Annotated in this window: 10 protein-coding genes and 1 pseudogene; 9 read left to right on the forward strand and 2 right to left on the reverse strand. The window is 62.9% G+C overall.

Translation table 11 applies throughout. From position 1 onward, the window contains the following. A pseudogene (locus ACTG4J_RS12420) lies at positions 1 to 354 on the forward strand (hypothetical protein); the annotation flags it as partial. Here ACTG4J_RS12420 and ACTG4J_RS12425 read toward each other — a convergent pair. Next, entirely contained in the window at positions 351 to 1,751 is a 1,401-nt protein-coding gene (locus tag ACTG4J_RS12425) for a hypothetical protein (protein WP_439139959.1), read from the reverse strand. The pseudogene ACTG4J_RS12420 and the gene ACTG4J_RS12425 sit on opposite strands and share 4 nt — an antisense overlap. A 381-nt stretch (positions 1,752 to 2,132) precedes the next feature. Here ACTG4J_RS12425 and ACTG4J_RS12430 point away from each other — a divergent pair, with 381 nt between their 5' ends. The 7 genes from ACTG4J_RS12430 (at position 2,133) to ACTG4J_RS12460 (ending at position 8,800) form a co-directional block, all read left to right on the forward strand. Beyond that, positions 2,133 to 2,693, forward strand: coding sequence for a F0F1 ATP synthase subunit delta (locus tag ACTG4J_RS12430; protein ID WP_439139961.1), 561 nt, complete (start codon positions 2,133 to 2,135; stop codon positions 2,691 to 2,693). A 1-nt stretch (position 2,694) separates the two neighbouring features. Next, entirely contained in the window at positions 2,695 to 4,233 is a 1,539-nt protein-coding gene (atpA, locus tag ACTG4J_RS12435; RefSeq protein ID WP_439139963.1) for a F0F1 ATP synthase subunit alpha, read from the forward strand. Positions 4,234 to 4,245: 12 nt separating this feature from the next. Beyond that, positions 4,246 to 5,124, forward strand: a complete 879-nt coding sequence (locus ACTG4J_RS12440; protein ID WP_439139965.1) for a F0F1 ATP synthase subunit gamma — start codon at positions 4,246 to 4,248, stop codon at positions 5,122 to 5,124. A 16-nt stretch (positions 5,125 to 5,140) separates the two neighbouring features. After that, positions 5,141 to 6,565: a F0F1 ATP synthase subunit beta gene (gene atpD / locus ACTG4J_RS12445; RefSeq protein ID WP_439139967.1), complete on the forward strand. Its 1,425-nt coding sequence runs from the start codon at positions 5,141 to 5,143 to the stop codon at positions 6,563 to 6,565. Between the two features lie 11 nt (positions 6,566 to 6,576). Next, on the forward strand, positions 6,577 to 6,996 hold the full coding sequence (locus tag ACTG4J_RS12450; RefSeq protein WP_439139969.1) for a F0F1 ATP synthase subunit epsilon: 420 nt from the start codon (positions 6,577 to 6,579) through the stop codon (positions 6,994 to 6,996). 145 nt (positions 6,997 to 7,141) lie between these two features. Next, the gene (locus ACTG4J_RS12455) at positions 7,142 to 7,495 is read left to right on the forward strand and encodes an H-type lectin domain-containing protein (RefSeq protein ID WP_439139970.1); all 354 of its coding nucleotides are present in this window, start codon (positions 7,142 to 7,144) and stop codon (positions 7,493 to 7,495) included. A gap of 99 nt (positions 7,496 to 7,594) precedes the next feature. Further along, a complete protein-coding gene (locus ACTG4J_RS12460; RefSeq protein ID WP_439139972.1) occupies positions 7,595 to 8,800 on the forward strand; it encodes an MFS transporter in 1,206 nt (401 codons plus the stop codon). 3 nt (positions 8,801 to 8,803) lie between these two features. On the opposite strand, the gene ACTG4J_RS12465 is transcribed toward ACTG4J_RS12460, so the two are convergent. Beyond that, on the reverse strand, positions 8,804 to 9,832 hold the full coding sequence (locus ACTG4J_RS12465; protein WP_439139974.1) for a ribose-phosphate pyrophosphokinase: 1,029 nt from the start codon (positions 9,830 to 9,832) through the stop codon (positions 8,804 to 8,806). A gap of 113 nt (positions 9,833 to 9,945) precedes the next feature. On the opposite strand from ACTG4J_RS12465, the gene ACTG4J_RS12470 reads away from it, so the two are divergent. After that, entirely contained in the window at positions 9,946 to 10,548 is a 603-nt protein-coding gene (locus tag ACTG4J_RS12470) for a 2-hydroxychromene-2-carboxylate isomerase (protein WP_439139975.1), read from the forward strand. The last annotated feature ends 110 nt before the right edge of the window (positions 10,549 to 10,658 follow it).

Below are 10,658 nucleotides of genomic sequence, written 5' to 3' on the forward strand. Positions count from 1 at the left end.
GGGCTTTGGGCGCGGCGCGATGCGACACCTTTCGGCTTTGGGCGGCCCTATTCACTGGGCCAGCTTGAGATCCAGATGAAGCGGCACGACTTCACCCCCGAACGTCATGCTGCGGCCCTTTTTGCGCCGCCCTCCCAGCATCGTTTCTGGCTCCGCTCGGCAGAACTGGTCGAAAAGATGGGCGCGCGATTGTCGCGCCATTACGCCGGCGGCGTGATCATGCTAGAGGTATCCAAGCGCGTGCATGCGCCGACGCGGCCGGGGCTGGCTGAACGCATGCGCCAACCCCTCAAGGTGCTGGAGGGTGCGCCGTCCCCGGTGGGGGTAGGCGCAACCAACCGCGGCAAGCCCTAGGCGACGGGGTTGATGGCCGCAGCGGTCGTGAAGACCGTGTCTGCGCTGATGATATCGCCCGTCAACTGGGCGAGCTGAAAGCCGAGCGCGGGGCCGTCGAATGCGGGCGGTGCAATGCGGGTGTTGACGGGGTTGGCTGGGTCGCTTTGATCAAGGCTGCCCAAATGGCCGACCGCCATCAACTGGATGCCTGCGGCTAGATAGAACTCCTCCAGCGACATGGGGCTGTCACCTGAGCCCAGCACCGTATTCGGGGCGGCGAAGCCGTCGGGCGCATGGACGATGTGATAGAGGTAATCCGTCACGCCCGCGCCGCGGTCGATCGCATAGCCGATGACAAGGCTGTCGGCGGGGTCGATCTCGATCACATCCTCGGGGCCTGCTTGGATCACCGGCACCTCGTCGTAGATTTGAGCAAAGCTGGCGGGGGTATCGACATAGATGATGTCGCGGTCGCTGTCGTCATCGGTGATGATCGTGTCGTTCAGCCCGGCGAAGATCTTGTCCTCGCCCGCGCCGCCGATGATCGTGACAGAGGTGGTATCGCCCGGCGGGTGCAAGATCACATCGGCGAATTCGCTGCCCATGATCACCTCGCCATCATTCGGGCTGAGGAATACCCTGTCCTCCCAATTTTCCTCGCCCCCGGAGGGTGCTCCGGCCGCGGTTTGGAAAGCGTAGGTTTCGACAGTGGTCTGGAAATCAAAGAACGCTTCGGGTCCCACGACCTGCTGGGAGGCCACGACATTGCCGAACATCAGGCCGAGCAGTGCTTCGTTATTGGTCAGTTCGAACCACGCGATGTCGCGATTGGCCGTGATCTCGGGCAGAAGGGTGCGGTCGTCGAACCGGATCTGGTTGTAATCGCCTGAAAAAGTCCCTGCGACGGGATTGGTGTTACCGTCCTCGCCAAGGTCCCAGTGTTGCACAAGCTCGACGCCGATGGCCGCGAAATAATCGGCGCGGTCGAGGGTGATCCCCGCGTCTCTGTTGGCGGCGAGGAAGGATTGCCAGTCGAAACTGTTGGCCGCCTCTTCGAAATCGACGCCCTCGGGGACGAGAACAAGCGTCAGGCCATAGTAATCGCCGCCTGACACGCCTTCATTGCCGGGAATGAATTCAGCTTCCGCGAAGAATGCCATCAAGCGCCCGTCTGCCTCGGGGGCGACGGTAACGTCGGTGTCACCGGTGACCGGGTCGGTCTGCAGCGTGAACAGGGGGGCGGGTGCCGCATCAGGTTCCGGCTCTGGCTCCGGCTCGGGCTCTGGTTCCGGCAAAGCCGCGGTCTCGGGTGGGGGCGGGGGGGTGTCGTCCTCGGGCGGCGCGGTGTCGCCATCATCGACGAAGGCCAGCGCGGCAAAACTCGCGGCAAACATGAAGGCAAGGATGGCCAGCATTCACACACTCCTCAACACATAATCAACCGAAGGCTGATTAGAAAAATTGTTAATTTCAAGACAAAAGGGCGGTGTTCTTGGCAAACCGCCCGCCTTGGGTCTTGTCGGCAATAGCCTTGGACAGGATTCTTTGCCCGCGCCGCGCGATCCGGCGCTTGCGGCGCGGGCAAAGCGTCGCAGATCGTCGCCTTGGGGTTTGCCCCCTGATTTGCCGAGGATTTCTATCGGCCGCGGCAGTTACATCGCGGTTGCAGCATTGCGGGGGCTCTGTTAGATCACCCGCAATTTAAAGAACACCGGCAGCTTCGTGCAGCCAAGACGCGATCGGCCCTGGGGCGCATCTCCGCTCTTGCAGGGCTAACTACATGGGAAAGGGTGGACGTGAGCGAACCTGCTTCAATCTCGACCGGCATTGCCGCGCGCTATGCGACGGCATTGTTCGACCTTGCCGAAGGCGAGGGCGCGCTCAAAGCACTCGAGGGCGATGTCGGCGCTCTTGAGGCCGCCTTGGCCGAAAGCGCGGACCTGCGTGATGTCATCACGTCGCCGCTCTATGGGCGCGAGGTGACCGAAGCCGCGATGGGCAAGCTTGCCGCCGCGATGAAGCTGAGCCCGATCACCGGAAATACGCTGCGCTTGTTGGCGCAAAAGCGTCGCTTGTTTATCTTGCCCGCGCTGCTGCGCGCGCTGCTTGCCAAGATCGCCGCGCACAAGGGCGAAATGACCGCCGATGTGGTGTCGGCCAAGGCGCTGACGAAGACCCAAGCCGACAAGCTGGCCAAGGTGCTGGCGTCCTCGGTCGGGCGCGATGTCAAATTGAATGCGACCGTCGATGAAAGCCTCATCGGCGGTCTTGTTGTCAAGCTGGGCTCGACCATGATCGACACCTCGGTCAAGGCAAAGCTCAACGCACTCCAGAACACGATGAAAGAGGTCGGTTAACATGGCGATCCAAGCTGCAGAAATCTCTGCGATCCTGAAGGACCAGATCAAGAATTTCGGCCAGGATGCCGAAGTGGCCGAAGTGGGCCGCGTGCTGTCAGTCGGCGACGGGATCGCGCGCGTCTATGGCCTCGACAATGTGCAGGCCGGCGAGATGGTCGAGTTTCCCGGCGGTATCCGCGGGATGGCGCTGAACCTCGAGGCCGACAACGTCGGTGTCGTGATCTTCGGCTCTGACCGCGACATCAAGGAAGGCGACACCGTCAAGCGCACCAAGGCCATCGTGGATGTGCCCGCAGGCGACGCGCTGCTCGGCCGCGTGGTCGACGGCCTCGGCAATCCGCTCGATGGAAAAGGGCCGATCGCGGCCTCCGAGCGTCGCGTGGCCGACGTCAAGGCGCCGGGCATCATCCCGCGCAAATCCGTGCATGAACCAATGGCAACCGGCCTCAAGGCGATCGACGCCATGATCCCGATCGGCCGCGGCCAGCGCGAATTGATCATCGGCGACCGCCAGACCGGCAAGACCGCCGTGGCGCTCGACACGATCTTGAACCAGAAATCCTACAACGATGCCGCCGGCGACGACGAGAGCAAGAAGCTCTATTGCATCTATGTCGCCGTCGGCCAGAAGCGCTCGACCGTGGCGCAGCTGGTCAAGAAGCTCGAAGAATCCGGCGCACTTGAATACACCATCGTCGTGGCCGCCACCGCATCCGACCCTGCGCCGATGCAGTTCTTGGCACCCTATTCGGCGACCGCGATGGCCGAGTTTTTCCGCGACAATGGCCGCCATGCGCTGATCATCTATGATGACCTGTCCAAGCAGGCCGTGGCCTATCGCCAGATGTCGCTGTTGCTGCGCCGCCCGCCGGGCCGCGAAGCCTATCCCGGCGACGTTTTCTATCTCCACTCCCGCCTGCTGGAGCGTTCGGCCAAGCTGAACGAAGACAATGGCGCGGGCTCGCTGACGGCGCTCCCCGTCATCGAAACGCAGGGCGGCGACGTGTCGGCCTTTATCCCGACCAACGTGATTTCGATCACCGACGGCCAGATCTTCCTCGAGACCGAACTGTTCTTCCAGGGCATTCGCCCCGCTGTGAACACCGGCCTGTCGGTGTCTCGCGTGGGCTCGTCGGCACAGACCAAGGCGATGTCCTCGGTCGCGGGCCCGGTCAAGCTGTCGCTGGCGCAGTATCGCGAGATGGCCGCCTTTGCACAGTTCGGTTCTGACCTCGACGCCTCGACCCAGCAGCTTTTGGCCCGTGGCGCGCGTCTGACCGAGATGATGAAACAACCGCAGTATTCGCCGCTGACCAATGCCGAGATCGTCACGATGATCTTTGCCGGCACCAACGGCTACCTCGACAAGCTGCCCGTCGCCGAGGTGGGTCGCTTCGAAGAGGCGCTGCTCACCTTCATGCGCACCAAGAAGGCCGATGTGCTGGATTGGATCACCAAGAGCGATCCAAAGATCAAGGGCGCTGATGCGGAGAAACTCAAGGCTGCACTCGACGAATTCGCCGCCGATTTCGCCTGAGGGGTCTGACAGATGCCCAATCTCAAGGACCTCAAGAACAGGATCGCGTCGGTCAAATCGACCCGCAAGATCACCAAGGCGATGCAGATGGTCGCCGCCGCGAAACTGCGCCGGGCGCAGGACGCGGCGGAGGCTGCACGCCCTTATGCCGAGCGCATGGAAGCCGTGATGGGCGGCCTTGCGCAAGCGGTCGGTGCATCGGCAAGCGCACCGCGCCTTTTGGCCGGTACTGGCAAGGATGATGTGCATCTTCTGGTGGTCATGACCGCCGAGCGTGGCCTGTGCGGTGGCTTCAACTCGACCATCGTGCGCAAGGCGCGCCAGCATGCGGAATCGCTTTTGGCCAAAGGCAAGACGGTCAAGATCTTGACCGTCGGCAAGAAAGGCCGTGAGCAACTCAAGCGCGATTTCGCCAATCGGATGATCGGCCATGTCGATCTGTCCGATGTGAAGCGTTTGGGCTATGCGGATGCGGCCCGGATTGCTGCAGATGTGCTTGGCCGTTTCGATGCGGACGAGTTCGATGTCGCCACCATCTTTTTCAATCGCTTCCAGTCGGTGATCAGCCAAGTCCCGACCGCGACGCAGATCATCCCGGCCCAGTTCGACGTCGTCGACGGTGCCGAAGAGGGTGGGGCGCAATACGACTACGAACCCTCGGAAGAAGCCGTTCTCGAAGATCTTCTGCCGCGGGGCGTGGCCACGCAAATCTTCACCGCGCTGTTGGAAAACGCCGCCTCGGAACAAGGTGCCCGGATGTCCGCGATGGACAACGCCACCCGCAACGCTGGCGACATGATCGAGCGGCTGACGATCGAATACAACCGTTCGCGTCAGGCCGTCATCACCAACGAGCTGATCGAAATCATCTCGGGCGCCGAAGCGCTCTAAGAACCGGAGACACGACATGGCAAATGCAGTCGGAAAAATCACCCAGGTCATCGGCGCCGTCGTCGACGTGCAGTTCGGCGATCACCTGCCCGAGATCTTGAACGCGCTGACCACCGACAATGGCGGCAAGCGCCTCGTGCTCGAGGTTGCCCAGCACTTGGGCGAAGGCACCGTGCGCACCATCGCGATGGATGCGACCGAGGGCCTTGTGCGCGGTCAGGCCGTCACCGACACCGGCGGCCCGATCATGGTTCCCGTGGGCACCGCCACGCTGGGGCGCATCCTCAACGTCGTTGGCGAGCCCGTGGACGAAGGCGGCCCGGTCGAGGCCGAGGAGTTCCGCTCGATCCACCAGCCTGCGCCCGAATTCAGCGAACAGGCGACCGAGTCCGAAATCCTCGTGACCGGCATCAAGGTCGTCGATCTGCTCGCCCCCTATTCCAAGGGCGGCAAGATCGGCCTGTTCGGCGGCGCCGGCGTGGGCAAGACGGTTTTGATCATGGAACTGATCAACAACATCGCCAAGGTGCACTCGGGCTACTCGGTGTTCGCGGGCGTGGGTGAACGCACCCGCGAGGGCAACGACCTCTATCACGAGATGATCGAATCGAACGTGATCAAGCCCGACAACCTGTCGGAAAGCCAAGTGGCGCTGGTCTACGGCCAGATGAACGAGCCTCCGGGCGCGCGGGCGCGCGTCGCGCTGACCGGCCTGACCTTGGCCGAGCAGTTCCGCGATGCTTCGGGCACCGATGTGTTGTTCTTCGTCGACAACATCTTCCGCTTCACGCAGGCAGGCTCCGAAGTGTCGGCGCTGTTGGGCCGCATCCCTTCGGCTGTGGGCTACCAGCCGACGCTGGCCACCGACATGGGCGCGATGCAGGAACGCATCACCTCGACCAAATCGGGCTCGATCACCTCGATCCAGGCCGTCTACGTTCCCGCGGACGACTTGACCGACCCCGCACCGGCCACGACCTTCGCCCACCTCGACGCCACGACAGTGTTGTCGCGCGCCATCTCGGAGCTGGGTATCTACCCGGCGGTGGACCCGCTCGACAGCTCGTCGCGCCTGATGGATCCCAAGATCCTTGGCGAAGAGCACTACAATGTCGCCCGCTCGGTGCAGGGGATCTTGCAGCGCTACAAGTCGCTGCAGGACATCATCGCCATCCTCGGGATGGACGAACTGTCCGAAGAGGACAAGTTGACCGTAGCACGCGCCCGCAAGATCCAGCGCTTCCTCAGCCAGCCCTTCGATGTGGCCAAGGTCTTCACCGGCTCGGACGGCGTTCAGGTGCCGCTCGATGTGACCATCGCCTCGTTCAAGGCGGTTGTCGCAGGCGAATACGATCACCTGCCCGAAGCGGCCTTCTACATGGTCGGCGGCATCGACGAGGTGATCGCGAAAGCGGAACGCATGGCGGCTGAGGCCGCGTAAGGGGGCCATTGATGGCACAGAAGATGCAGTTCGATCTGGTCTCGCCCGAACGGCGCCTCGCCTCAATGGCGGTGGATGCCGTGCAGATCCCCGGCGCCGACGGGGATTTGACGGCGATGGCCGATCACGCACCGCTGATCACGACGCTGCGCCCCGGTATCCTCCGGGTCGATGGCGCCGAGGGGGGGGCAGAGACCACCTATTTCATCACCGGCGGTTTCGCAGATGTTGCGGGACCCGCGATCACGGTTTTGGCCGAACAGGCCCTGCCCGCAGGCGAAGTCACCGCCGATGTGATGGATGGCTTCATCTCCCAAGCGCGCGCCGCGCATGACAAGCTGCGCGCCAGCGATGCCAGTGATCCCGGCGTCGACGCGGCGGCCAAGCTGGTCGCCGATCTGGAACTAGCAAAGGCGCAACTGGTCGCATGACAGCGCATAAATGACGAAAAAAAGGCCCCTCACGCATGTGTTGGGGCCTTTCTTTTAACCAATGCCCCGGGATTGCCGGTATCTGTTCATAGTATCGGCACAGTAAGCCCCGATGGTCGGTAGATCGCATGGAAAGAGCGTACCGATGATCAAGCACTTCCGCCCCCATATGATCGGCGTCGCGCAGGGCTCGGCCCTGTTGTTCAGCGATTTTGCAGATAACGGCCCGATGTGGGCCGGCGATGGCCCGCGCGAAAAACGTCACAAGGTCGTCTTCGCGCAGCCTTTCCTCGCGCCGCCGATGGTGCATGTGGCCATCTCGATGTGGGACATGGATGGAGAGACCAACCAGCGCGCAGATCTGAAGGCCGAGGATATCATCGAAGCCGGATTTGCCCTTGTCTTTCGCACATGGGGCGATAGCCGGGTCGCGCGTATCCGGGCCGACTGGATGGCGCTGGGCGAAGTCGCATCCGAGGATGATTGGCAGCTTTACTGAACAAAGTTGATGCGGCTGCTTTCAGCGTCGCCTCCCCTTACTTCGACTATGACGGCTGCTGCATCTTGCCAAGACCGCGCGCGGCGCGGATAGGGGGGAATGACCCGCCCGACAGGCCCCTTCTTGTTCATTCTTGCCACGATGGTGATCGACGCCATTGGGATCGGGATCGTCTTTCCGATCATGCCCGACCTGATGGATCGCGTGGGGGCTACGGGCGCGGGGCAGGGCGCGTTCTGGGGCGGTGTCTTGCTGGCCTCTTACGCAGCGGCGCAGTTCATCTTCGCCCCGATCGTGGGCGCGATCTCGGATGCCTACGGACGCAAACCTGTCTTGCTGGCGGCCTTGGCCTTTCTTGCGCTCGATTACGTCATCATGGCGCTGGCCGATAGTTTTTGGCTGCTGTTGATCGGTCGCACGCTCGCGGGGTTGGCAGGGGCGACCTATATCACCGCAACGGCCTATGTGTCCGACATCACCCCGCCCGACGGGCGCGCGGCACGGTTTGGCCTGATCGGGGCGGCCTTCGGCCTTGGTTTCGTCTTGGGCCCGGCGCTGGGCGGGGTAGCGGCCGCTTGGCATATCACGGCACCGTTTTGGCTGGCGGCGGGGCTGGCGGGGATCAATGTCATCTTCGGGCTGTTCGTTTTACCCGAATCGCTGGCACCCGCCCATCGCCGCCCTTTCGCGCTGCGCGATCTCAACCCGTTCGGGACAATCTGGCGGGCCTTCCGCCTGCCGGGTCTGGCGATCCCGCTGATCTGCCTCGGCCTGTTTGAATTCGCCAACATGGTCTATGTGACGTTGTGGTCGTTCTGGGGCCGTGAATTGTTCGGCTGGTCCACGCTGGTCATCGGGCTGAGCCTGTCGGCCTATGGCATCCTTGCCGCGCTATCGCAGATCTTCGTGATGCCGCGCGCGATCAACTGGCTGGGTGAGCGGCGATTGATGCTCTTGGGGTTGATGCTGGCCGTTGTTGCTTTCGCCGGGTTCAGCGTGACCACCGCGCTATGGGCCGTGGTGATCTTGTTGCCCCTGTCGGCGCTGACCGATCTTGTGCCACCCACCTTGACGGCGATGGCCGCCAACAGTGTCGAAGAGGATCAGCAGGGCATGGTCCAAGGCGTGATCGCGGCGCTGGCCTCGCTTGCCGCGGTCTTGGCGCCGCTCGTCTTCACGCCCGCTTTCGGCGCTTTCGTGGGCGATGGCGTATGGGTCTACTGGCCGGGTGCGCCATTCGCCTTGGCAGCGTTGATCGTAGCGATGATCTTGCCGATCGCATGGCGGCAGGGCCGGGTGCGCTAAAGCTCAGCGCCCCCACATGCCCTTGGGGTAAAGCCCCTCGTAGATCGGCACGAGGCTGGCAGTGTCGAACAGCGACGACACGCTGGTGCCGTTCCAGATATTGACGATGGCCTGCGCAAACATCGGCGCGGTCGGCACGACACGCACCCGCGAACAGGCCTTGGTCGCCGCCGTCGCCTCGATCGTGTCGGTCGTGACCAGCGATTTCAGTACCGAGCCCGACAGCCGCTCGATCGCAGGGCCCGACAGCACGCCATGGGTGGTATAGGCATGCACCTCGGTGGCGCCCGCCTCCATCAGAACATCGGCGGCTTTGCAAAGCGTCCCGGCGGTGTCGCAGATATCGTCGACAATGATGCATTTATGACCCGTTACATCGCCGATCACGGTCATGCCCGCGACCTCGCCCGCCTTTTCGCGGCGCTTGTCGACGATGGCCAAGGGCGCGCCGATCCGGGTCGCCAATTCACGCGCGCGCGCCACGCCGCCCACATCGGGCGAGACCACCATCACGTCGGACATGTCACCGCCGAACTGGTGGAGGATATCCAGCGCGAAGATCGGGCTGGCATAAAGGTTGTCGACGGGAATATCGAAAAAGCCTTGGATCTGCGCGGCATGCAGATCCATCGTCAGCACCCGCTCGATGCCGGCGGCGACCATCATATTGGCGACCAGCTTGGCGGAAATCGGCGTGCGCGCCTTGGTCCGACGATCCTGACGGGCATAGCCGAAATAGGGGATCACGGCGGTGATGCGTGCCGCCGAAGACCGGCGCAGCGCATCGGCGATGATGAGCAATTCCATCAGATTGTCATTGGCGGGCTTGGAGGTGCCTTGCACGATGAACATGTCCTCGCCGCGGACATTTTCATAGACCTCGACGAAGATCTCTTGATCGTTGAAGCGTTCGACGCGAGCATCGACCAGACCCACCTGCATGCCCCGATGCATCGACATCCGGCGTGAAATCGCCTCGGCCAAACTACGATTGGCGTTACCGGAAATCAGTTTCGGATCTTGTGCAGGCATGATGATCGTGTCCCTTGTGGCAGCAATGGCGTCCGCGGTCCCCACCGCGAAGCGTTGACACCCCCTAGCACCCGGCTAGTGTCGCGCAAAGCCGAAAAGGGAAGGGGCGTCCAATGGCGCATATCGACTACTATTTCTCGACCATGTCACCTTTTACATATCTTGCGGGGACGCGAATGGAGGCGGTCGCCGCACGCCACGGCGCGTCGATCAGCTACAAGCCGATGGACCTGACGGGTGGTGTTTTGCCCCGGACCGGCGGCGTGCCCCCGAAAGAGCGGCATCCCGCCCGGCTGGCATTGCGCGCGCAGGAGTTGCGCCGCCTCTCGGCCAAGCACGGCTTGGCCATGCATCTCGACCCGCCGTTTCGCGCCGTGAACGCTGCGCCGTCGGCCTATGCCTTCATCGCTGCCGCCCAGGCGGGGGGTGGTGATCTGGGCTTGCTGGTGCATGCTTTCACCAAGGCGCTGTGGCGTGACCGCCGCGATATCGCCGAAGATGATGTGATCGCCGATTGTCTGGCCGAGGCGGGTTTCGATCGCGGCCTTGCGGGGATGGCGATGCTGGCGGGCGCCGAGGAATATGTGCGCAATACCGAGGAAGCGGTCGCTGCCGGTGTCTTCGGCGCGCCCTTCTATATCGTCGACGGCTCCGAGAAATTCTGGGGTCAGGACCGGATTGAGGATCTGGACCTCTTCCTTTCCGGCAAACTCTGACCGGATTTGCCGGTTCTTGGGGCAAGGCGATCAGCCTGCCCTATTTTTGCATGCCGCGCGCGCCCGTTTCGCTTGATGGCGCGACACACGGCAGATTTCGGAACCGCGAC

Source organism: Roseicyclus sp. (assembly GCF_965662675.1).
Taxonomy (GTDB): domain Bacteria; phylum Pseudomonadota; class Alphaproteobacteria; order Rhodobacterales; family Rhodobacteraceae; genus Roseicyclus.

What these genes read in the sequence shown, in the direction of transcription:
- ACTG4J_RS12425 (WP_439139959.1), bottom strand. Translation starts at nt 1,751, where the DNA reads ATGCTGGCCATCCTTGCCTTCATGTTTGCCGCGAGTTTTGCCGCGCTG.
- atpA (WP_439139963.1), top strand. Translation starts at nt 2,695, where the DNA reads ATGGCGATCCAAGCTGCAGAAATCTCTGCGATCCTGAAGGACCAGATC.
- ACTG4J_RS12440 (WP_439139965.1), top strand. Translation starts at nt 4,246, where the DNA reads ATGCCCAATCTCAAGGACCTCAAGAACAGGATCGCGTCGGTCAAATCG.
- atpD (WP_439139967.1), top strand. Translation starts at nt 5,141, where the DNA reads ATGGCAAATGCAGTCGGAAAAATCACCCAGGTCATCGGCGCCGTCGTC.
- ACTG4J_RS12450 (WP_439139969.1), top strand. Translation starts at nt 6,577, where the DNA reads ATGGCACAGAAGATGCAGTTCGATCTGGTCTCGCCCGAACGGCGCCTC.
- ACTG4J_RS12455 (WP_439139970.1), top strand. Translation starts at nt 7,142, where the DNA reads ATGATCAAGCACTTCCGCCCCCATATGATCGGCGTCGCGCAGGGCTCG.
- ACTG4J_RS12460 (WP_439139972.1), top strand. Translation starts at nt 7,595, where the DNA reads ATGACCCGCCCGACAGGCCCCTTCTTGTTCATTCTTGCCACGATGGTG.
- ACTG4J_RS12465 (WP_439139974.1), bottom strand. Translation starts at nt 9,832, where the DNA reads ATGCCTGCACAAGATCCGAAACTGATTTCCGGTAACGCCAATCGTAGT.
- ACTG4J_RS12470 (WP_439139975.1), top strand. Translation starts at nt 9,946, where the DNA reads ATGGCGCATATCGACTACTATTTCTCGACCATGTCACCTTTTACATAT.